This window comes from Bacillus sp. Marseille-Q1617 (assembly GCF_903645295.1).
Lineage (GTDB): Bacteria > Bacillota > Bacilli > Bacillales > Bacillaceae_B > Rossellomorea.
Map to the genome: position 1 here is coordinate 851,502 of NZ_CAHJXM010000001.1, position 20,666 is coordinate 872,167.

The window sequence follows — 20,666 nt, forward strand, 5'->3', positions numbered from 1 at the left end:
TTTACCACAATAACTTGTAATAAACACCATTTTTAACAAAAACATGGAGAACATATGTGGCAGACAGAAATTTCATAGGAAAAAAGATAGGGTTTCTTCAATATCTTTACAAAACAATAATCTCCTATTAAAAATCACTCAAAAATCGTGTGCTACCTTGAAGGTGACAAAAGCACAGGGAGGTTTTCCATGTCTGTAAAGAAATTGATGCTGGCAGCGATCGTGGTAGGGATTTACTTCATTGGGTCATCATTTGCTTCATCTTCCACCGACCCTGGAGAGTATATTTCTGTGCAACTTCTGGGAGTCAATGATTTTCATGGACAGCTGGAAACGGTTCGAACAAGGGGTGGAAAGCAGGTCGGCGGCGCTGAGTATTTGGCTGCCTATTTAAAAAAGTACCGTGAAGAAAACGAAAATACCTTATTGGTCCATGCCGGTGACATGGTCGGTGCAAGCTCACCCGTGTCATCGCTGATGCAGGATGAACCTGCAGTCGAGTGGATGAACAGGGTCGGGTTCGACATCGGGACATTGGGAAATCATGAGTTCGATGAAGGAACGGAGGAGATGTTCAGGCTCCTAGACGGCGGCAAGCATGAGAAAACTGCCCAATTTGAAGGTACGGCTTTTCCATACACAGCTGCCAATGTGATTGATAAAAAGACAGGGAAATCCATTTTACCTCCCTATTTGATCAAAGAAGTCGATGGCATTCCCATCGGGTTTATCGGGGTTGTCACAACCGAAACGAGGGATATCGTGCTTCCAAGCGGGATTGAAGGCGTGGAATTCACGGATGAAGTGACTGCCATCAATCGAAGCGTAAAAGAATTGAAGGCAAAAGGGGTTCAGTCCATCGTCGTCCTCGGGCATGTTTCCTCCTCTTCGAACACAGACGGATCAAATCCTGCTCAGGACGTCGCAGAATTTGCCCCCCGCATCGAGATGAAGTCGATATCATCTTTGGCGGCCATAATCACGGCTTTGCCAACACATCAGTGGACGGGAAAATGATCATTCAATCTTATTCGTACGGAACCGCCTTTTCAGACGTCGATCTCTTCATCGATCGGGAGACGAAGGAAATCGTCAACAAACAAGCTGACATCATCTCTACTTATCATGATGGAATCGAGCCCGATAGACAGATCAAAGTGATGGTCGATGCTTACTCCGCAGACAAAAAAATGATGCTGGGCCAAGAGATGGGGCAGGCAGAAGCTCCCATCACGAAGGAAAAGACCGATAGCGGAGAGCGCGCAATCGGGAATCTCATCGCTGATTCACACCGGCAGAACATGGGCACAGACATCGCCTTCATGAATCAGGGGGCAATCCGCGCGAACCTGGATGAAGGCGAACTTACCTGGGGAGAACTGTACACCATGCTTCCGTTCGGCACCAACCTGGTCAAAGTATCCCTGACAGGAGCCGAGCTGAAAGAAGCACTCGAACAGCAATGGACAGGGAATTTCCAAACGGTCATGCAGACATCCGGACTGCACTACACCTGGGATAAAGACGCTCCTGCAGGCCAAAAAGTCGTAGAAATGACCGATGCAAAAGGGACCGCCATACAGCCGGAGCAGACATACACCGTTGCCCTGACCAATTACCTTGCAACCGGTGGAGACGGGTTTACAGCTTTTAAAAAAGGAACGGACCCGGTAGAAGGCCCGCCGACATTGGATTCATTCATTACCTATATCATTGAATCGGGCGGAAGCGTAGGGCCGCCTGGAATGGGAAGAATCAAGGTGCAGTAAAGGTTTCTTGTATAAAAGCAAACTGGGATAGAAGAAAGGTGTCCAATCTGATTTGGCATCTTTTTTGTGTTAATGATCTAAACGCGGCTAAGAGGATGTCAATATTCAAAAAAATTGATAAGTATTTGAGTATATATGGTAAAATTATCTAGAATTATCTTGAAAGATAGGAATTGAGGAGAACCCATACTTCATTGAGCCTTTCAGGCACTCAAAACCTCTTAAAACCCTTATCCACCTGCTGGATTAATACACTGATCCAAATAAAAGGAGTTGTCATGATGGGTCTCACAAATGGAGAGTTTACCGTTCAATTAAATGGAATCAATCATTGGGTGAAAATCGAAGGCAGTGAAAACGAGACGACTCCAATCGTCATCATTCATGGAGGGCCGGGTGGAAATCATTATGTATTCGAAAGAACAGCTGGACATTCATTATCCAAGACAAGGACAATTGTGTACTATGAACAGCGTGGGTGCGGCAGAACTGAAATGCCTGAATCGGAAAATGATTATACAATAAAGTTGCTCATTCAAGACTTTGTAGAATTGAAAAAATGGTTAGGAGCAGAAAAAGTTGATCTTCTCGGATATTCATTCGGGGGAGAGTTAGCACTTGAAATAGCGTATGCCCTCCCTGATGAAATCAATCAGTTGATCCTATCGGCGCCGAGTTTAATAGACACAGATATTCAGAAAATGATTCAAATAACAGGTTTTCTGACAGTAGCGGATAAACATCTTTATCGTCAAATTTCAAAGCTTCAACAAGAAGGATTATCGATTGATGCCCTGTATAATAGGGTATGGTGTCTGGTCGATTCCAGTACTGTGGATCTACTATTGTTTGAGAACCAGGAGGCTGCGAGGAAAAACAGGGTGATGTGGCAAGAGAGTGAATTGACGAACACAGGTTTAATGATGAAATCCCTTCAAAATAACCCCTCCAAGATTCCATTAATCTTCCGGCTGGAGGAAATACATCATCGCACATTAATCATTACAGGTGTATTTGATCGGAACACGGGGCTGCCCATTTCAAAGATCATCCATAAAAACTTAAGAAATAGCAGTCTGGTATTATTCGAGAAGAGTGCTCACTTTCCTGACCTGGAGGAAAAAGAAGGTTTTGTTAAGAGAATAAATGAATTTTTGAGAGCAAAACTAACTTAAAAAAAGGAGAATTGGAGAATGTTTAGCTTACTTAATGTTGGAAGTCTCGTACTTGGACTAATTGCTTGGATACTCCCCCTTGTGAATCTGACGAGAGATAAAAAACTAAAAAATAATTGGGTGGTCTTATCCATTATTAGCATTGGTGCCTGCAGCACGTCACTGTTTTTTCAAATTCTATATACCTTCCACAAGGTAACGGTAGAGGATTGGGCCGCCTTATTGGATACGATGTTCGCCGTAGCTTTTGCTTCAGCAGCCCTTCTCGTCGTTACCATTCTATTAAATATGATTACATTATTTGTTTATCGAAACAGAGCGGCCAGTTGAAGAACCATGAAAATTTATCAGCTCGGAAAGGAGACTGAACATTGCCCGAAGGACTGCTTCACCACGTAGAAATCTATGTATCCGACATAAAAAAGTCAACAGAATTCTGGGGCTGGTTCTTAAAAGAATTGGGCTACCATTCCTATCAAAAGTGGGATAAAGGGGAAAGCTGGAAGCTAGGGGACACGTACCTCGTGTTTGTCCAGACGGAAGAAAGGTATTTGGATGAACCTTATCACAGATGCAGGACCGGTTTGAACCACTTGGCTTTTCATGCTGCTTCCCGTGCGCGGGTGGATGAGATGACCGAAAAGTTAAAGGAGAAGGGAATAACCATCCTTTACGAACATCTGCATCCACTTGCAGGCGGTGAAGATTATTATGCTGTGTTCTTTGAAGATCCGGATCGAATAAAAGTAGAATTTGTTGCACCACCTTTATAAATCCAAAAAAGACACACGTGAAGGCCCGTCCCAGACTGCTTTAAATCTTTAAGCAGTCTGGGACGGGCCTTCGGTATTATTGTATAAATTTTCAAACAATTTATTGACCCCTTTCAAAAGCCGGGTTTATACTGTAACTAATTGACGCAGCCCTTGTTTTAAATGGGGAAAGTGAGAAAGAAGAGTGGGATGAAATGGATTATGATGTAATCGTTGTTGGTGCCGGAATTGCAGGACTTACTGCAACTGCAGAAATAGCTAATGCAGGCAAAAAAGTACTCCTGCTCGATCAAGAACCGGAAGCTTCACTTGGAGGACAGGCCTGGTGGTCATTCGGAGGATTATTTCTGGTGGATTCACTTGAACAGAGAAGGCTCGGAATAAGAGATTCAAAGGAGCTGGCCTGGCAGGATTGGCTCGGGACAGCCGGCTTCGACAGAGGTTCAGATGAAGATTATTGGGCACGGAAATGGGCTGAAGCCTACGTGGACTTTGCAGCTGGTGAGAAGCGTGCCTGGCTGCATGCGATGGGCATCCGGTTCTTTCCGGTTGTCGGATGGGCGGAAAGGGGAGGCCATCTGGCGGACGGCCACGGCAATTCGGTGCCAAGGTTCCATATTGTATGGGGAACGGGGCCTGGCATTGTCGAACCTTTTGAAAGGAAAATCCGGGAGCATATGAAGAAAGGGCTGGTCACCTATTTTCCGCGGTATCGGGTGGACCAGTTGATCAGCCAAAACGGAGCTGTTACCGGAGTGGCAGGAGCGGTTCTTGCCCCGAGTACGGCACAAAGGGGGGAAGACAGTAATCGGGACGTGATCGGAAGCTTCAAGTATTCTGCTCAAGCGGTACTGGTGTCGAGCGGCGGCATTGGGGCGAACCACGATCTGATCAGGAAAAATTGGCCGAGCAGGCTGGGGCTGCCGCCAGAGAATATGATCTCAGGCGTCCCGGCTCACGTAGACGGGCGAATGCTTGCCATTACGGAAGATGCAGGCGGCAGGATTGTAAACCGGGACCGGATGTGGCATTACACGGAAGGCATACATAATTGGAACCCTGTGTGGAGCAACCACGGCATCAGGATCCTGCCAGGTCCTTCTTCCATATGGCTTGACGCGAAAGGGAAGAGGTTCCAATCCCCGAACTTTCCTGGATTTGATACATTAGGAACACTTGAGGCCATTCAGAAATCCGGCTATGACTATTCATGGTTTATCCTGACCCAGAAAATCATTGAAAAGGAATTCGCCCTTTCAGGTTCCGAGCAAAACCCCGACCTCACCGGGAAAAGCATCCGCAAAGTCCTTGGCCGGGCTCTCCCGGGAGCATCCGGACCTGTGCAGGCCTTTATGGATAAAGGGGAAGACTTCATCATTTCGGATGGGTTGGAAGACCTGGTTAATAGAATGAACAAATTAACGGGAGATAACCTGTTGGATTTTTCAGAGGTTAAGAGGCAAATAGAAGCAAGGGACCGTGAAATAGACAACAAGTTTACGAAGGACCTTCAAATCACCGCCATGCGTGGTGCACGCCATTACATTGGAGACAAATTGATTCGGGTCGCTCCGCCACATAAGATCCTTGATCCGAAAAACGGGCCGCTCATTGCCGTCCGTCTAAATATTGTCAGCCGCAAAACACTGGGCGGACTGCAGACGGATCTAAGCGGGAGGGTCCTCGATTCAGCAGGTGAAGCAATACCGGGTCTTTATGCTGCAGGTGAAGCATCAGGATTTGGCGGAGGCGGTCTGCATGGGTACCGGGCACTGGAAGGAACCTTTGTGGGCGGATGCCTGTTCAGCGGCAGGGTGGCTGGCAGGGCGATAAGTAAGGAGGTTAAGTGAATCGTTTGACAGGGGGCCTTTTTCTTCTCCTTTAATTAAAGCCAGTAATCACACGTTGATTAGCCAACTTAAATTAATGTTGGCTTTTTTCTTTTGAAATGAGAATAAATTGAAACTGTAAATTCTAGTCACTCCTTTACAATTAGCACCAAAGAAATTTACACTTTTTTACCACTCCTTATAAGAGGCACAACAATCCGGAATTATAATGAAGGTGACTATTTAAAGGGGTGATATCAATGGATCGAATGTTTACAGGACTTCATAAAATGGATCAGCAGCTCTTTTACAAGATAAACGGAAGTAAATTGTACCGTTCCTTCTTTGGGATGATCACTCACTTGGGAGGTGCCAGAATCTCCGTCCTTTCCATTCTCGCATTGGCTCTTCTCGGCAGTTTCTATCCTTCCATCAGACCTGCCGTCATTCAAGCATTCCTCGTTTTGAGTGTCAGTCACTTCGTCATGCATTTCATCAAACGGTCAGTGAAAAGGATCCGGCCATATCTTTCGCTGCCTGATGTGATGCTTCACGGTCATCCATTTGAGGATCACTCATTTCCTTCAGGTCACTCTACGGCCATTTTTTCCATAACGATTCCGTTTATGCTCCATTTTCCCGGGGCCATTGTGATGTTGTTTCCCATCAGTGTACTGGTTGCTTATTCGAGGGTCGTGCTTGGCGTGCACTATCCTTCCGATGTGATGGCGGGGGCACTCCTGGCTTTGGGTATAACGTTTTTGGTTTCCTTTATGTAATAGGTGTCAATAGAGAAAAAGCGGAATCAAGATAAGGGAGGGTCCAAAATGAGAATCGCTTTGTTTTCCGATACGTACCACCCTCAGGTAAATGGGGTCGCAAAGACCTTGAAAAGGCTGACGGACTATTTTGAAAAGAGAGGCATCGAATATAAGGTATTCGTGCCTGAAACCGAGGAGGGGAAAGGACAGTATCCCAACGTCCATTCGTTCACAAGTTTCCCTTTTCTCTTTTATCCGGAGTGCAGGACGGCCATTGCCAATCCCCATGCGATTGAAAGGCAGCTGAAAGAATTCTCTCCCGACCTTATCCATGTGACCACACCGTTGACGATGGGGCTGATCGGTGTCCGTTGTGCTAAGAAAATGAATATCCCACTTGTCGCCTCCTATCATACACATTTTGATTTTTACCTGGATTATTACAGGATGACCTGGTTGTCCCCGCTTCTTTGGAAGTATATGAAGTGGTTTCATTCCACCGCCCGCAGAATTTTCGTTCCTTCTATCGATACAAAAAAACACCTTGAATCAAAAGGGTTCCAGCACCTGTCCATATGGAGCAGGGGAGTGGACTGTGAGACTTTTTCTCCAAGTAAACGAACGAAGGAACTCAATGAAAAATTCACCTTGTTATACGTAGGAAGACTGGCGCCTGAAAAGGACCTGGAGACATTAACGAAAATCATCAAGTTCCTGCCTTTTGCTGTCAAAAATGCAGTCCAATGGGTCATTGTCGGTGACGGCCCCTTGAAAAAAGAAATGGAGAGGGAGTTGAAAGCAGAAGACGTGACGTTTACCGGTTATCTGAACGGAGAGGCACTGGCAGAAGTCTATGCTTCCTCCGATCTCTTCGTCTTCCCGTCCGCATCCGAAACATTCGGCAACGTCGTATTAGAGGCATTTGCTTCTGGACTTCCGGCCGTCGTCGCAGACAAAGGCGGAGTGACCGCCATAGTGGAAGATGGGAAAGACGGATGGATAGCGAAAGCCCATCAATACGAATCCTTCTTAGAAGCGATTGAAGTAATTACAGGAAATGGAGAGTTGCATAAATTCATGAGCCGGCAAGCCAGATGGAAAGCAGAACAACTCTCCTGGGACACCATTTTCAAGAAACTCGAGTTTGAATACAGGGAAGTGCAATCCCTTACGATTGAAGAAGTTGAAGAGAAGAGAGTATCATCATTGTAATGGATAAAGGCCCGTCCCTCGATGCGTTAATGTGGTAAAGAATAAAGAAGGTTTAATATATTTTACTTGTACCTGATGACGAGAGTGTTCATTAGGTTATTTTTATGCAAATAGGAATATTTTTCATGTTATTCTATATGAACCAGGTACTTATAAAAGAAATCTAAGAATTTAAAGGATTTAATCATTACATATAGAAATTTTTTATCAGGGGAGGGGAAAGAGTGACAATACACTATCGCTTCTATCAAGATGAACAGGATATGGACTTACAATATGATTTTTGGAAACAAGCTACTGCAAGCCTGCCTTATGCTTGGAAAAGCACAAGATCACCTACTCTATTCAAGGAAGGGGACCATTTTCATCCCAAATCAAGATGCTTCGCTTTTGATGGGGAGGAACTGGTAGGATACATGAGTTTTACTGGCTCAAGTAAGTTTGTCTCACTCGGGTATCCATGGGTGAAAGAATGCTGGAAAATGATCCAGGACGATTTATTTCATCGCGTTTTTGATTTTGCCTCCAGTGAGGAATTTGGTGCGGAAATGTTCGCTCAACGTTTCAGAGAACAATGGACAGATCAAATCGGTTATTTTCAATCAAAAGGATTTGAAGTTACCAGTGCATCACCTATTTTAGGGGCAGCCCTTTCTAAAGAACAGACTTTATTTTCCCCACGAACGAATTGGTCATGGCGGATCGAAGAAGGATTTAATTTTGAGAAATGGAGAACGGTAACAGAAAATGATGGACAGGCATCCCAGCAACAGCTTGAGATGATGAAAGAATATTATGGATCCGTGGACTTTGATTTTTCTTTTGTAATGGAAAGCGAGGGACAGCCAGCTGCAGTGGTTGGGGTGACAATCAGACCGGATACGGCGTATGCCGAGGCTTTGGCTGTTTCCATTTCTGAAGAATTTAAAGAGGATTTTGACACGATCTTCCGGCTCGTCATAAAGGAAACCTATTTGCGTGGGGGAAGGATGATCTCTGTGTATGAAAGTTATGTTCCTTCTATAAATATATCTAATTTAGGCTTGGACATCGTGACAAAGGATATAATGATGGTGAAGGAACTTCAAGAGCAGGTTCACGAGTTGCAGGGGAGCTGATTCCGGTTAGAGATATTTTGGCGTTGGGAGGGTTCTGCGGTATAGGTCTTGAAGTAAATAAATAGGGTGTTATACATAAAGCAATAAGTATGGAGGGAACTGGCATGACAAATCAAATCAGCGATAAAAAAGAGCTGTCACAGGAACAAAAGGAAGAATTACTCAAAGTACTAAAAGGTCGTTTTGAGAAAAACATGAATCGCCATGAAAATCTTGAATGGGAAGAAGTCCAGGCTAAGCTGGAGACTGATGATGAAAAACTATGGTCACTCAATGAAATGGAAAGAACCGGCGGTGAACCGGATGTGATCGGGTTTGATAAAAAGAAGGATGCATACATGTTTTGTGATTGTTCACTGGAAAGCCCCAAAGGCCGCAGAAGTGTCTGTTACGACCGTGAAGCACTGGAATCAAGAAAAAAACATAAGCCTGAAAACAACGCCATCGATATGGCAGCTTCCATGGGCATTGAACTGTTGACGGAAGAGCAATATAGAGCTCTGCAAAAACTTGAACATTTCGATAAGAAAACGTCGAGCTGGGTACAGACACCCGCTGATATCAGGGAACTTGGAGGAGCCCTTTTCTGTGATTTCCGTTTCGGCCACGTCTTCGTGTATCACAATGGAGCAGAATCCTATTATGCTGCGAGAGGGTTCCGCGGTTCGCTGATGGTTTGAGGACACCTCTGGTGTGTCATAAAAAAAGGCAAGCATATTCACTGCTTGCCTTTTTCCATTAGAAGGGGACATTTCAGTTTTGCTTTTTTTCCCGGGCTAACTTTACTTTATCCATCGTTCCCGGCGGCTGTTCCAGCCATTCATTTTTAATCATTAAATAAGCAATATCTTTGGCATACTGTGCAACCTCAAGAGATAATCTTTCGTATTTCAAGATTAAGTCACTTCGTTGACTTGCAGCAGCAGCTGTTGCATAGTTACCGGTACCCGCGGCAGTTAAAAAGCCTTGATGAAATATGATTAACTTATCAGAAAAAACCTCTGCTGTTGAGTTTGTAATTGAAACATCTGAAGATACAGGTGGTTGAGTATTATTCTCAAGTAATGTGGTGGAAAAGATTTTAACGTGTTTTTCAGATATATCCTTTCCCTGGAGCATAAGTTTAATGACTTCTTTCCTAGGTGAAGATTGTGCAAAAGCGATCGATAATTTAGCACCAATTAAATTGGTTTGGATATTCATATATAAATGAGAAAGTTCTACCGTATTCAATGGTCGTTTATTCGTAAATGGATTAAGGCCGCTTAAATATTTTTTGCTGTCTACAAAATCCTTTTGCTGAGGATAATCAATATAAGGAGCCCGAATATATAAACCTTTCTCAAGGAGAGCCTCCGAGCTTTCATCGTATAAATCAGCAGTCATATGAAGGCCATTTTTGAAAAGATGTCTAATATCCTTTCTTGCACTCATGGATAAAAATCCACTGTAACCCAGCATCCCGGCTTTAGACATATGATTTATATATGTAATCATAAATGAATCTGTAAATAACCGAGAAGCCTTCAGGTTGACATCACCATCTGAAAAACCACTTGGAACAGGAATCTTTTCTTGCTGAAAAACCTCTGTTATTTCTACGAGAAGTTTCTCTGAAATGTTATGGGTCTTTTCAATCATTGACCTTGCATCTGTATCTTCCACTGTGTTTAGAAAATAGTTTAAAAACTGAATGGACATACTATTATTTAAATAAGCTGTCCATAGAGAAGCAATTTCTGAAGAAGTAATTTGAATCCTCTTTCCATCCATTCGCTTTGAATTCCTTCCCTTATTTAGAATTGGGTTAACCTTATTATTTTCAAAGCGGGAAATAGTATTCAAAATGGAGTTATTTATCTGTGGCCAGAGCTAAATACCTCAATCTAAAATAAGTTCACTTTCTATAGTCGAGTTCCCATCATAAGCAATTTGTTCAACTGCAATTTTATAAATGCTTGCATTGAATACAGAGTGGAGGCTTACCGCATCTTCAAGTGCTTCGTGGAAAGCTGTCTCAGTACTAAGCTTTCCCACTGTCAGATGGGGCATATAACTTAAATCCCTTACTAAGTACTTCTCTAAAATACCGCTGTACAGCCGGTCCCGCAGCTCGATGATAGAATCATTCCCTTTCTTCACATTCAAAAATAAATAATGGTCAGGTGCCCCCGTTACATTTTGCAGCCTGAATTCAAAAGGTTTGATGCCAACTAAGCAGCTGTTGATATGTTCGATCAATTGATGCTGTGTGAGGTTGCTTTTAAATGGATGCACCAGCGTGATATGCGGCGGGATAAAGGAATGCAGGGGATCATATTTCTCTCTCAACACTTCAATTTCTTCAACGTTATGAAATTCGGGGAAAATACAAATCGATCGATTCTTCATGTACATCACCTTCGATAGAATATCGTGGCCCGTCCCCCGCCGCGTTAATACGTTAACGCAGTCTGGGACGGGCCTTCAAATTAGTCCGCTTTACTCATGGTTTCATAATACTGATACAGTGCCTGCGTCCCTTTGTTCTCTCCGCCTGATTGACTCAGCTGCTCATATAATTCTTTCGCAAGCTTCAGTCCTGGAACAGGGATGCCCATGTTTTCTGCTGATTCGATGGCGATTTTCATATCCTTGATAAAATGTTTCACATAAAACCCTGGTTCAAAATTGCCGTCGATCATGCGTGTGCCGAGGTTTGACAGGGACCAGCTTCCGGCTGCTCCGGCCTCGATGCTTTTCAGCACGGTTTTCGGATCCAGTCCTGCTTTTTCAGCATAAAAGATCGCCTCACAGACGCCGAGCATCCCGGAAGCAATCGCGATCTGGTTGCACATTTTCGTATGCTGACCGGCACCGGCGCTGCCTTGCAGTACAATATTTTTCCCCATTGCTTCAAGAGCAGGAAGGATTTCGTCGAAGTTCTCTTTTTCTCCGCCGACCATGATGGTTAGGGCAGCGTTCCTTGCGCCTACATCGCCGCCGGATACCGGTGCGTCGAATGCATGGATTCCCGATTCCTTTGCTTTCTCAGAAATCCTGACAGCCAGTTCAGGGGAAGAGGTGGTCATGTCAACTACATACGAACCCGGCTTCGCGTTCGCCAAAATGCCCGCCTCTCCGAAATAAACTTCTTCCACGTCAGTCGGATAGCCTACAATCGTGATGATGATGTCAGATTCCTTGGCCAGCGCTGCAACACTATCCTGCCAGCGAGCCCCTTCTTCAAGGAGATCGGCAGCCTTTTCTTTTGTACGTGTATACACGTTCAGTCCGAATCCCGCTTTCATGAGATTACGAACCATGCTTTTTCCCATTACGCCTGTCCCGATGAATCCAATTGTCTGCTTCTGCATTTCCACGCCCACTTTCTAAATTGGAATATATCAAACTATTAGTAAAAGTATACCAATACCTGTTCAATAGGAACAGAATAAGAGGGGATAAATCTTGCCAATTCTAAGATCAGAGGCCCGTCCCTCGCTGCGGTGCCGCTTTAATGTACCGAGGGACGGGCCTTCGGATTTATGCCTGTTAATGCAACCGGTTTCATAGTATACTACCTTTATTGAAGAATGATTGAGGATCAACTAGAATCAACAACGTAAAGGAGCGATTTTATGTCTAAGCAATGGTGGAAAGAAGCGGTTGTCTATCAGATTTATCCACGCAGCTTCAAGGATTCGAACGGAGACGGGATTGGCGATATCAACGGGATCATCTCAAAGCTCGATTATCTGAAGGAGCTCGGAATCGATGTGATTTGGCTGTCACCGGTCTATCAATCTCCAAATGACGATAACGGCTATGATATCAGTGACTACCGGGGCATCATGGATGAATTCGGGACGATGGCAGACTGGGAGTGTCTCCTTGATGAGATGCACAACCGGGGCTTGAAGCTGATCATGGATCTCGTCGTGAACCACAGCTCGGATGAGCATGCGTGGTTCGTCGAGTCCAGGAAATCGAAGGACAACCCGTACCGGGATTACTATATCTGGAGAGACGGGAAAGACGGCGGCGAGCCGAATAACTGGGAATCGTGCTTCAGCGGGTCTGCCTGGAAGTACGATGAGGCAACGGCCCAGTACTTCCTTCACCTGTTCAGCCAGAAGCAGCCTGACTTGAACTGGGAAAACCCGAAGCTTCGTGAAGAAGTGTACGACATGATGAGATTTTGGCTTGATAAAGGGATCGACGGTTTCCGCATGGATGTTATCAATTTTATCTCCAAAGTGGACGGGCTGCCTGATGCCGAGAAGCCTGAAGGCCGCAAGTATGCCCCGGGTGGAGACTATTACATGAACGGTCCCAAAATTCATGACTATCTTCAGGAGATGCATGATAAGGCACTTTCCGGCTACGAGGTCATGACGGTCGGCGAAATGCCGGGGGTGAACGTGGAAGAAGCGAAGCTCTATACAGCCGAGGACCGCAAAGAAGTGAACATGGTCTTCCAGTTCGAACATGTTGACCTCGATTCCGGACCAGGAGGCAAATGGGATCTGCGTCCAATGAAAATGAGCGCGCTTCGCGACAGTTTTACGAAATGGCAAAAGGGACTAGAGCACGAGGGCTGGAACAGTCTCTACCTTAACAATCACGACCAGCCGCGCATGGTTTCGCGTTTCGGAAACGACAAAGAGTATCGGGTCGAATCCGCGAAAATGCTCGCAACGTTCCTTCATACGCTAAAAGGGACTCCGTACATTTATCAGGGTGAAGAACTTGGAATGACGAACGTGAGATTTGATTCCATCGATGACTATCAAGACATCGAAACACTGAATATGTACCGCGAGAAAGTGATAGAAAATGGTGAAAACCATGATAAAGTAATGCAATCCATCTATGTGAAGGGCCGGGACAATGCCCGCACGCCGATCCAGTGGGATGACACGGAGCACAGCGGCTTCACGACTGGAGAGCCTTGGCTGAAAGTGAATCCAAACTATAAAGAAATCAACGCGGAACAAGCCGTGGCAGACCCTGATTCGGTCTTCCATTATTACCGCAAGCTGATCGGACTCCGCAAAGAAAACCCGATCATGGTCTACGGCTCCTATGACCTCATCATGCCGGACCATCACCAGATCTATGCGTACAGCAGGCAATATGAAGGACAGACGATGATCGTCATGCTGAACTTCTCAGGAGAAACACCTGTATTCGAACTGCCGGCTGAGTTTGATAGCAAGGGTGAATTGTTGATCAGCAATTACCAAGTTGATGCTGGCGAAGACATTCGGGAAGTGGAACTGCGTCCTTATGAGGCGCGGGTTTACTTGATGAAATAAGTAGTTAAGGAAAAGTACCTCTTGTGGGGTGCTTTTTCTTTTTTGAAAATATTAAAAGGAACTTAAACATTCAAGTTCCTTCTAGTGTGTCCATTATTTACGGTTCTTTTGGTTTCCATCCGTTTGTACAGACGATATTTCAATTTTATCGCTCATCTGCTTTTCAGCAAGCTTCTTCGCTGCTTCATGCTGCTGTTGTTGAGTAGGCTTTGACATGTTCCATTCCTCCCGTTTCATTCGTTAATTTTCTATCTTAGTTTTGATTTAATGCTGAATCTTATTCGTTTTTCGGCACATTTTATCGAGTAACGCCAGGCAAAAGTCTATATTCAAATAGCCCCTATGTAACAAACAGCATCCGATATTCTGTCATAAACACAGGACTATCGTGGGGTTTTGTCGTTTTAAATCGAATTCTGCTGGATATCAAGGTATAATTAGTACGGATGATAGATTCATACATAAGGGAGGAACACATGATGGGATGGGTAATCGCCATTTTGTTTGGTACAGCCGTCGTGCTGCTCATTTTATCGTTTATTAAAACGACACAATCTAAATCACAGCTCGAACAGCAAATGGAGAATGTTTCGATTTCAGTACGAAATGAAGTCCACGAACTCGAACAACAGATACGGAACATGCAATTAGATGCAGAAATTACAGCACAGCAGTCAGGGGCAATGGAAGCTTCCTCTGAAGAGCGCCTCTTGCTTCGTGACATGCTTGATATGCATAAACGCGGATATTCAATTGAAAGCATTGCATCACAAAAAAAGCTTCCTTCAACCGAGGTGGAGCGCATGCTTACTCCTTACATGACAAGAAAGGCTGAAAGGGGCATGGTTGCACAATGACACCGAATTCCCTGCGCAGTTTTGCATTAGGCCTTTTACTTGCAGCGACTGTCACCGGCGCCTTCTATTTCTTCGGTCCTTCTAAAGCCGAGAGTACGGAGAAATCGGCCAAAACGATTAAAACCGAGAAACTTACAGAAGATGAAATGGTTGAACAGCTGACATCCAAAGGCTTTGTTGTACATACAAAAGACGAATGGAACAAACAGGTCGCAGCCGTAAATGAAAGTAAGGAAGAAAACTCCGAAGAGAAATCAGAAAAGAAAAATGAAGCCGGAGTTGTCTACCGCACCATCCTGAACGTTTCGATGGGGATGACGAGCATCGATATCGGGAATGCCTTGGAAGAAGCAAAGATCATCGATGACGGCATGAAATTCTACAAAGAAGTGGAAAATCGCGGTCTGGAAAATGAATTAAGACCAGGTACATTCCAGATTGAAAGTGGAATGAGCATGGATGAAATCATTTCAATCATTTTTAAATAGTTTGTATGAAGTCTCCTTTTTAGAAGGAGACTTTTTATTTTACAAAAAATTGAAACTTTACCATTTTGAATCCGTAAATAGTAGTAAGAGGTGATTCAAATGTCAGGAATTTTCTTTATCATTTTAGTACCCTTTCTCATTACGTTCATCGCGATCCTCGTGACCAACTCATCTAAAGAGACGTATACCGGCGGAGGAGGTCAAACGACTTATTACGGAGGCGACACCGGAAGCTCGGATCACTGCAGTGGAGTTGATGGGGGCTTCAGCGCTGGGGACGGCGGCTGCGGAGGGGGAGGCGAGTGAGCCTCTTTTTCTAGATAAGGGAGATGATTAGTTGAAACAATCACTTTTTTTATTCGTCACGGCCATGACCGTCATCTTTGGGGGCGGCTTCCTGATCCGGCTTGTAAGGGACGGGGATTTCTACATAGACCAGTTTGCAGGAGGAATGATCGGGATTGTTTTACTGATCGTGGGAGTGGCTGTGAAATATCGCAGAAGTTGATCGATTGAAAGCATAGGCTCAAAAAGGACACGGGGGACCGTGTCTATTTTTTATATAAAAAACCACCTAAAAGCAATTTCATTTGGAGGGAATTGTCTTTTTTAGTGACAAAATGGAATTTTATCATATAATGGTAATATATAGTGCATTACATGAGTAATGTACTAATGTGGTTAGTGAAAAAGGTGGTGGGATATTGGTGTTAAATCCTGATAGTATGAAGCCGATTTATGTGCAGGTCGCGGAGTGGATCGAAACGGAAATTCTCGGGGGGAACATTGAGTGCGACCAAAAGGTTTATTCACAGTATCAATTGGCAGAGATGTTTAACATCAATCCGGCAACGGCCGCGAAGGGAATCAATTTGCTTGCGGATGAACAGATCTTATATAAAAAGCGGGGACTCGGTATGTTTGTGGCGCCGGAGGCAAGAAACATCATTCTTAAAAATAGAAAGAATACGAAGCTTAACGGGTTGGTGGCCGACCTTGCAAAAGAAGCCGTTCAATTGAACGTCGACGAGGAGGAACTGATCGCCATGATCAGGGAAATGCACCGGAAGGAAAAGGGGGAAACGTCATGAACGTTGTGGTGTGTAAGGGTTTATCAAAGCAATATGGCAGTCATAAGGCACTGAACGATTTGAGTTTTACATTACCGGAAAATAAGATCACGGGATTGATTGGAAGGAACGGAGCGGGAAAAACGACACTGTTAAAAATCATCGCGGGTTTTCTTCATCATGGTTCAGGGGACATACGTGTGTTTTCGGAAAGTCCCTTTAATAATTTGAAAGTATCCGCCAACACCATCTTTATCGATAATGAATTGAGTTTTTCCAGCGGGTTGACGCTGTTTGAATTGCTTGAAACAGCGGGAAGCTTTTATCCGAATTGGGACAGCGAACTTGCTCACCGCCTCTTTTCATACTTTTCATTCAATCCTAATCATTATCATGGCAATCTTTCCAAGGGAATGAGGAGTACGTTCAATATGATCATCGGCCTTGCCGCCCGCTGCCCGCTTACGATTTTCGATGAGCCTACGAGCGGGATGGACGCAGCCACTCGGAAAGATTTTTACCGGGCGCTTCTAAAAGAATATATCGCTCACCCGAGAACGATCATTCTGTCCAGCCATCTGCTGGGGGAAGTGGAAGATCTCTTGGAAGATGTGTTGCTGATCAAAGCGGGACAGAAGTGTCTTCATATGGGGATTGAAAAGCTGAAGGAATATGCCATCGGTGTCCGGGGGAAGACGGGATCTGTTACGAAATGGCTGGGAGATATCGACCCCATTCATGTGCAGGATATGGGGGCAGGGATGACCTATGCCGTCATAAAAAATGACCGTTTCTGTGAAGAACTCGAGGATGCCAAAGCTTCAGGACTTGAGTTGACGCCTGTATCGGCTGAAGATATATGCAGTTACTTGACCAGTCAATCAAAAGGGGGGATCGACGATGTATTTAGCAGAAGTTAAAGCTTGGGATGTCGTGAAAAAACAATACCGCTACAAACTGAAATCCTATTTTGGCGTATTTACTTCTCTGGTTGTCATCCAGCTTCTCGCCGTTTTCTTCTCGTTTAACGGGACCGGGATGAGCGGCGGATCATCGGGGACCCTTGATTATGAAGTTCATTATTTTACAAGTGATATCATCCAGGTTTTCATGATGCTCTGGGCATTCATTTCGGCAATCATCATTACGACGAAAGCTTACCGATACGATGATTATGCTTTTGTGACGAACCGGAGGATCAGTCATTACTCCAATATGCTGTTTCTCTTTTCGGCAAGTGTATTTGCGGGTGTCACGGTGTATCTGTCCACCCATCTGTTCAAATGGATCACCTACATGGTGAAAGATCAATCTACAATCATGGTTGATTCTTTGACAGGGATGGGATTAGTGACCGGTACAGCAGCATCGATCCTGTACATTTTTCTCTTTGCAAGCGCAGGTTATTTTGTAGGGATGTTGGTCCAATTTAACAAGATTTTCTCCCTCCTTTTGCCGGTTATGTTTGTTGGAGCGTTGATCCTTGACGGGTTGACCGGGAATCCGACTTTACTTGTGAACGCAGGAACATTCTTTGGGTCGGAAACCTCCTTCATTATCTTTCTTATTAAAATCCTGGGAGTGTCGTTCCTTTTACTTCTGGGAAGCATGGGAGTTTCAAACCGAATGGAGGTAAGAAAATGAGTATGTTGTTGATGTTTTTGCCTATCTTTATCATTCTCGCTCTTGTAGCGGGAGTAGGGACATTCATGGTCAAGGCGAGCCGCAGAAAAAGGGTCGGCTCAAAGAAGACCAGGTGGGTGATCGGCGGCTACACACTCGTCCTGCTTGTGGCTGCCATTGTTTCATCCAGTGTGCTTCCTGATAATGGGGAAGGGCTTAAAACAGTTTCAGCTGTAGAAATGAAAAGGATTGAGAGTGAGCAAATGAGAGTGTTGGATGCCGCTCATTCAGGAACACTTGAAAGTGTTGGTATTGATGGTGTCTATACAGAGAAAAAAAGCTGGTCATTTCCGTATGACCAGCCAAAGTTGGACATTACCCATTTAGATGAAGAGGCGTCCACCGTGATGGTCTTTGTGGAAAAGAAGGTAAGTGATGATGGTGTCATCGAAGCCGTACACTTCACAGGGAACATATTCATCGATGGGATGGATATGACCGACAAAAAATCATCCCCGATATTGGAGTTGAGCGGGAAGATTCTTTCTATCAAAGCTCCCGAAATGGTTTACGTGAATATGACCAAGTTTTCGTCAGGCTTTCCTTTTCAACAATTTTCCGGAGAGAAAAACTGGTATTTCGGAGAACGTCCGAGCATGGGATTCGGCCAGGATTTCATCCTGCTGAAAGTGCCTAACGACGTGGAAATCGACGGCCACACCAACTATGTCAGAGCTGAATAGTCAATGGAATCCCAAAAACGAGAGACGCAGCTAAAGGCTTAAAATAGAGCGTCCAGCTGCTATGAAACATGCCGTACTAAAACGAAGGCCCGTCCCAGACTGCATTAACGCTTTAAAGCAGTCTGGGACGGGCCTTTATTTTGGAAGGAACTATTCTTGCAGGAACAGGGCCGCATAGACGTATTGTTTGGCGGCTGATTGATAGTAAGCGGCCTGGGCGCTTAAGGAAGAGACAATAAGCACGTTCATCACCGAGATCACTTGACCTTCATTCAAATGTTTGAACATTGGCAGGATATTCCGGCATTCAGCATGGATGAATTGTTCGATCCATTCGTTCATGGGCCCGTCACCGTCGACATGAGGAACCGGACGGTGATGGAGTTTTTCAAAGACGGATGCATAGGCTGAATAAAGGTCGATGGGATGGATGATGTCATCTGACCGGTCTTCAGGATTATTGAAGATAAGCGTCAGGATCTTCCGGATGGACTCAAAGTCAAGTGATGACTTTAAATCCTCGACAATCAAGAGCATGGTTGCCTGGTCTACATTGTATTTCTTCCCGATTTGGGGTCTTCCCACCAGTTCCTTGATATCCCGTTTCACCCAGTTCTGAACCGCACTCGGCGAGAGATGGGTATATTCGATCTGATTGCCGAGGGACACGATTTCATTGATTGAGAATCCGATTTCACTTTTTGTATGTTTGATGATCTTCTCGAAGATGGAAGGGACGCCTGATGAAAGCAGATTGACTATATCCTCTTGATTCTTAAAGGACCAGGCATTCTTCAATATCTGGATAGGGGTGTTGACGTGCTGGCCGTTCAATGAATGCAGCAAATCAGCCATTTCCTTTCGTGACAAAGTAAACCGTTCCACAATCCAACCCCCTTCGTTCTGTATATTCTTCCTTAATAGTAAGACTTCACCTCAGCCCCGTCAATTCCACCCCCAGTAAAAATACATTGAAGTCTACCAGGAAAAGTTTTATAATAGGTTCAAATACAAGTTCATATGAACTCAAAAATTAGGAGTGAACAGATAGATGGGTAAACGTATTTTTTATTTCCTTTTGACCAACATCCTGGTCCTGCTCACCATCTCCATCATTTTTTCGGTGACTGGAGCCGGAAATTATATTAATGAGGCGGGTGGGATAGATTTCGGGGCACTGTTGATCTTCAGTGCCATCATCGGTTTCTCCGGATCTTTCATTTCACTGGCGTTGTCGCGCTGGATGGCCAAAAAAATGATGAATGTCCGTGTGCTTGATCCGAACGGACCGCTGTCCTCAGCAGAACAGGGGATTGTCGAGAAAGTCCACCGTCTATCAAGAGCTGCCGGACTTATGCATATGCCGGAGGTTGGAATCTATGACTCGCCGGAAGTGAATGCTTTCGCAACAGGACCATCGAAGAAGCGTTCCCTCGTTGCCGTATCAACCGGACTCCTCCGCGAGATGGACGACGATGCCGTGGAAGGTGTCATCGCCCATGAGGTTGCCCACGTGGCGAACGGCGACATGGTGACCATGACGCTTCTGCAGGGTGTTGTCAATACATTCGTTGTGTTCCTTTCACGTATTGCCGCGTGGATTGCCTCACGTTTTGTAAAAGAAGAAATGGCACCGATCGTTCATTTCATTGCCGTTATCCTTTTCCAAATCGTCTTCTCTATCCTTGGAAGCTTGGTGGTATTCGCGTACTCCCGTCACAGGGAGTTCCATGCAGACCGCGGCGGAGCGGATCTTGCCGGGAAGGATAAAATGGTCCATGCCCTGCGTATGCTGAAAGACTATTCAGCGCGTATGAGAGGCGAGGATGATACAGCCATCTCCACGTTGAAAATCAACGGCCGCAGAAAATCAGCCATGTTCTCGACTCACCCGGACCTTGATGACCGCATAAACAGACTACAAGCTAAATAATGAAAAGCCCGTCCC

General features: G+C 44.9%; 25 protein-coding genes. 20 read left to right on the forward strand and 5 right to left on the reverse strand.

Annotated elements, in window-relative coordinates; genetic code table 11:
- Positions 1-189: 189 nt before the first annotated feature.
- The 10 genes from HWX64_RS04250 to HWX64_RS04295 all read left to right on the forward strand — a co-directional run bounded on the left by HWX64_RS04250 (position 190) and on the right by HWX64_RS04295 (position 9,317).
- Positions 190-1,017 carry a metallophosphoesterase gene (locus HWX64_RS04250; RefSeq protein ID WP_175987563.1) on the forward strand — a complete coding sequence of 276 codons (828 nt, stop codon included), beginning with the start codon at positions 190-192 and terminating at the stop codon, positions 1,015-1,017.
- Positions 1,014-1,769 (forward strand): bifunctional UDP-sugar hydrolase/5'-nucleotidase, encoded by a 756-nt coding sequence (locus HWX64_RS04255; protein ID WP_175987565.1) that lies wholly within the window; start codon positions 1,014-1,016, stop codon positions 1,767-1,769. The genes HWX64_RS04250 and HWX64_RS04255 overlap by 4 nt, the downstream gene beginning before the upstream one ends.
- Before the next feature lie 278 nt (positions 1,770-2,047).
- Complete coding sequence (locus HWX64_RS04260; RefSeq protein ID WP_175987567.1) at positions 2,048-2,944, forward strand: alpha/beta fold hydrolase; 897 nt, start codon at positions 2,048-2,050, stop codon at positions 2,942-2,944.
- 18 nt (positions 2,945-2,962) lie between these two features.
- A complete protein-coding gene (locus tag HWX64_RS04265; protein ID WP_175987569.1) occupies positions 2,963-3,274 on the forward strand; it encodes a hypothetical protein in 312 nt (103 codons plus the stop codon).
- Between the two features lie 41 nt (positions 3,275-3,315).
- On the forward strand, positions 3,316-3,717 hold the full coding sequence (locus HWX64_RS04270; RefSeq protein ID WP_175987571.1) for a VOC family protein: 402 nt from the start codon (positions 3,316-3,318) through the stop codon (positions 3,715-3,717).
- 194 nt (positions 3,718-3,911) lie between these two features.
- A complete protein-coding gene (locus HWX64_RS04275; RefSeq protein WP_175987573.1) occupies positions 3,912-5,567 on the forward strand; it encodes an FAD-binding dehydrogenase in 1,656 nt (551 codons plus the stop codon).
- A gap of 239 nt (positions 5,568-5,806) precedes the next feature.
- A complete protein-coding gene (locus tag HWX64_RS04280; RefSeq protein ID WP_175987574.1) occupies positions 5,807-6,325 on the forward strand; it encodes a phosphatase PAP2 family protein in 519 nt (172 codons plus the stop codon).
- 48 nt (positions 6,326-6,373) lie between these two features.
- Positions 6,374-7,519 (forward strand): glycosyltransferase family 1 protein, encoded by a 1,146-nt coding sequence (locus tag HWX64_RS04285; protein ID WP_175987576.1) that lies wholly within the window; start codon positions 6,374-6,376, stop codon positions 7,517-7,519.
- Between the two features lie 224 nt (positions 7,520-7,743).
- Positions 7,744-8,637, forward strand: a complete 894-nt coding sequence (locus HWX64_RS04290) for a hypothetical protein (RefSeq protein WP_175987578.1) — start codon at positions 7,744-7,746, stop codon at positions 8,635-8,637.
- Between the two features lie 104 nt (positions 8,638-8,741).
- Entirely contained in the window at positions 8,742-9,317 is a 576-nt protein-coding gene (locus HWX64_RS04295) for a DUF4256 domain-containing protein (protein ID WP_175987580.1), read from the forward strand.
- A 73-nt stretch (positions 9,318-9,390) separates the two neighbouring features.
- Here HWX64_RS04295 and HWX64_RS04300 read toward each other — a convergent pair whose 3' ends face one another.
- The 3 genes from HWX64_RS04300 to HWX64_RS04310 form a co-directional block, all read right to left on the reverse strand.
- Positions 9,391-10,410, reverse strand: coding sequence for a DUF3231 family protein (locus HWX64_RS04300; protein ID WP_175987582.1), 1,020 nt, complete (start codon positions 10,408-10,410; stop codon positions 9,391-9,393).
- Positions 10,411-10,518: 108 nt separating this feature from the next.
- Positions 10,519-11,028, reverse strand: a complete 510-nt coding sequence (locus HWX64_RS04305; protein ID WP_175987584.1) for a 2'-5' RNA ligase family protein — start codon at positions 11,026-11,028, stop codon at positions 10,519-10,521.
- An 80-nt stretch (positions 11,029-11,108) separates the two neighbouring features.
- The gene (locus HWX64_RS04310) at positions 11,109-11,993 is read right to left on the reverse strand and encodes an NAD(P)-dependent oxidoreductase (protein WP_175987585.1); all 885 of its coding nucleotides are present in this window, start codon (positions 11,991-11,993) and stop codon (positions 11,109-11,111) included.
- Positions 11,994-12,257: 264 nt separating this feature from the next.
- Here HWX64_RS04310 and HWX64_RS04315 point away from each other — a divergent pair, with 264 nt between their 5' ends.
- Positions 12,258-13,937, forward strand: coding sequence for an alpha-glucosidase (locus HWX64_RS04315; protein WP_175987587.1), 1,680 nt, complete (start codon positions 12,258-12,260; stop codon positions 13,935-13,937).
- Between the two features lie 93 nt (positions 13,938-14,030).
- On the opposite strand, the gene HWX64_RS22065 is transcribed toward HWX64_RS04315, so the two are convergent.
- Positions 14,031-14,153 (reverse strand): hypothetical protein, encoded by a 123-nt coding sequence (locus HWX64_RS22065; RefSeq protein WP_303049458.1) that lies wholly within the window; start codon positions 14,151-14,153, stop codon positions 14,031-14,033.
- A 260-nt stretch (positions 14,154-14,413) separates the two neighbouring features.
- On the opposite strand from HWX64_RS22065, the gene HWX64_RS04320 reads away from it, so the two are divergent.
- From HWX64_RS04320 to HWX64_RS04355, 8 genes are all read left to right on the forward strand, one after another.
- Complete coding sequence (locus HWX64_RS04320) at positions 14,414-14,794, forward strand: hypothetical protein (RefSeq protein ID WP_254871035.1); 381 nt, start codon at positions 14,414-14,416, stop codon at positions 14,792-14,794.
- Positions 14,791-15,282: a hypothetical protein gene (locus tag HWX64_RS04325; RefSeq protein WP_175987589.1), complete on the forward strand. Its 492-nt coding sequence runs from the start codon at positions 14,791-14,793 to the stop codon at positions 15,280-15,282. Before HWX64_RS04320 ends, HWX64_RS04325 begins: the two co-directional genes overlap by 4 nt.
- A gap of 99 nt (positions 15,283-15,381) precedes the next feature.
- Positions 15,382-15,588 carry a hypothetical protein gene (locus HWX64_RS04330; RefSeq protein ID WP_175987591.1) on the forward strand — a complete coding sequence of 69 codons (207 nt, stop codon included), beginning with the start codon at positions 15,382-15,384 and terminating at the stop codon, positions 15,586-15,588.
- Positions 15,589-15,619: 31 nt separating this feature from the next.
- Positions 15,620-15,790, forward strand: coding sequence for a hypothetical protein (locus HWX64_RS04335; protein ID WP_175986304.1), 171 nt, complete (start codon positions 15,620-15,622; stop codon positions 15,788-15,790).
- A 196-nt stretch (positions 15,791-15,986) separates the two neighbouring features.
- Positions 15,987-16,373, forward strand: a complete 387-nt coding sequence (locus tag HWX64_RS04340; RefSeq protein ID WP_175987593.1) for a GntR family transcriptional regulator — start codon at positions 15,987-15,989, stop codon at positions 16,371-16,373.
- Positions 16,370-17,272: an ABC transporter ATP-binding protein gene (locus HWX64_RS04345; protein ID WP_175987595.1), complete on the forward strand. Its 903-nt coding sequence runs from the start codon at positions 16,370-16,372 to the stop codon at positions 17,270-17,272. The genes HWX64_RS04340 and HWX64_RS04345 overlap by 4 nt, the downstream gene beginning before the upstream one ends.
- A complete protein-coding gene (locus HWX64_RS04350; protein WP_175987597.1) occupies positions 17,253-17,996 on the forward strand; it encodes a hypothetical protein in 744 nt (247 codons plus the stop codon). The genes HWX64_RS04345 and HWX64_RS04350 overlap by 20 nt, the downstream gene beginning before the upstream one ends.
- On the forward strand, positions 17,993-18,718 hold the full coding sequence (locus HWX64_RS04355; RefSeq protein WP_175987599.1) for a hypothetical protein: 726 nt from the start codon (positions 17,993-17,995) through the stop codon (positions 18,716-18,718). Before HWX64_RS04350 ends, HWX64_RS04355 begins: the two co-directional genes overlap by 4 nt.
- 150 nt (positions 18,719-18,868) lie before the next feature.
- Here the strand turns inward: HWX64_RS04355 and HWX64_RS04360 are convergent, their stop codons facing one another.
- Positions 18,869-19,603, reverse strand: coding sequence for a DUF1836 domain-containing protein (locus HWX64_RS04360; RefSeq protein WP_254871036.1), 735 nt, complete (start codon positions 19,601-19,603; stop codon positions 18,869-18,871).
- A 166-nt stretch (positions 19,604-19,769) separates the two neighbouring features.
- Between HWX64_RS04360 and htpX the strand changes: the two genes are divergently transcribed.
- A complete protein-coding gene (gene htpX / locus HWX64_RS04365) occupies positions 19,770-20,651 on the forward strand; it encodes a protease HtpX (RefSeq protein ID WP_175987601.1) in 882 nt (293 codons plus the stop codon).
- Positions 20,652-20,666 lie beyond the last annotated feature (15 nt).

What these genes read in the sequence shown, in the direction of transcription:
- HWX64_RS04320 (WP_254871035.1), top strand. Translation starts at nt 14,414, where the DNA reads ATGATGGGATGGGTAATCGCCATTTTGTTTGGTACAGCCGTCGTGCTG.
- htpX (WP_175987601.1), top strand. Translation starts at nt 19,770, where the DNA reads ATGGGTAAACGTATTTTTTATTTCCTTTTGACCAACATCCTGGTCCTG.
- HWX64_RS04355 (WP_175987599.1), top strand. Translation starts at nt 17,993, where the DNA reads ATGAGTATGTTGTTGATGTTTTTGCCTATCTTTATCATTCTCGCTCTT.
- HWX64_RS04315 (WP_175987587.1), top strand. Translation starts at nt 12,258, where the DNA reads ATGTCTAAGCAATGGTGGAAAGAAGCGGTTGTCTATCAGATTTATCCA.
- HWX64_RS04295 (WP_175987580.1), top strand. Translation starts at nt 8,742, where the DNA reads ATGACAAATCAAATCAGCGATAAAAAAGAGCTGTCACAGGAACAAAAG.
- HWX64_RS04255 (WP_175987565.1), top strand. Translation starts at nt 1,014, where the DNA reads ATGATCATTCAATCTTATTCGTACGGAACCGCCTTTTCAGACGTCGAT.
- HWX64_RS04265 (WP_175987569.1), top strand. Translation starts at nt 2,963, where the DNA reads ATGTTTAGCTTACTTAATGTTGGAAGTCTCGTACTTGGACTAATTGCT.
- HWX64_RS04310 (WP_175987585.1), bottom strand. Translation starts at nt 11,993, where the DNA reads ATGCAGAAGCAGACAATTGGATTCATCGGGACAGGCGTAATGGGAAAA.
- HWX64_RS04275 (WP_175987573.1), top strand. Translation starts at nt 3,912, where the DNA reads ATGGATTATGATGTAATCGTTGTTGGTGCCGGAATTGCAGGACTTACT.
- HWX64_RS04250 (WP_175987563.1), top strand. Translation starts at nt 190, where the DNA reads ATGTCTGTAAAGAAATTGATGCTGGCAGCGATCGTGGTAGGGATTTAC.
- HWX64_RS04330 (WP_175987591.1), top strand. Translation starts at nt 15,382, where the DNA reads ATGTCAGGAATTTTCTTTATCATTTTAGTACCCTTTCTCATTACGTTC.
- HWX64_RS04325 (WP_175987589.1), top strand. Translation starts at nt 14,791, where the DNA reads ATGACACCGAATTCCCTGCGCAGTTTTGCATTAGGCCTTTTACTTGCA.
- HWX64_RS04285 (WP_175987576.1), top strand. Translation starts at nt 6,374, where the DNA reads ATGAGAATCGCTTTGTTTTCCGATACGTACCACCCTCAGGTAAATGGG.
- HWX64_RS04345 (WP_175987595.1), top strand. Translation starts at nt 16,370, where the DNA reads ATGAACGTTGTGGTGTGTAAGGGTTTATCAAAGCAATATGGCAGTCAT.
- HWX64_RS04260 (WP_175987567.1), top strand. Translation starts at nt 2,048, where the DNA reads ATGATGGGTCTCACAAATGGAGAGTTTACCGTTCAATTAAATGGAATC.
- HWX64_RS04350 (WP_175987597.1), top strand. Translation starts at nt 17,253, where the DNA reads ATGTATTTAGCAGAAGTTAAAGCTTGGGATGTCGTGAAAAAACAATAC.
- HWX64_RS22065 (WP_303049458.1), bottom strand. Translation starts at nt 14,153, where the DNA reads ATGTCAAAGCCTACTCAACAACAGCAGCATGAAGCAGCGAAGAAGCTT.
- HWX64_RS04300 (WP_175987582.1), bottom strand. Translation starts at nt 10,410, where the DNA reads ATGGATGGAAAGAGGATTCAAATTACTTCTTCAGAAATTGCTTCTCTA.
- HWX64_RS04305 (WP_175987584.1), bottom strand. Translation starts at nt 11,028, where the DNA reads ATGAAGAATCGATCGATTTGTATTTTCCCCGAATTTCATAACGTTGAA.
- HWX64_RS04280 (WP_175987574.1), top strand. Translation starts at nt 5,807, where the DNA reads ATGGATCGAATGTTTACAGGACTTCATAAAATGGATCAGCAGCTCTTT.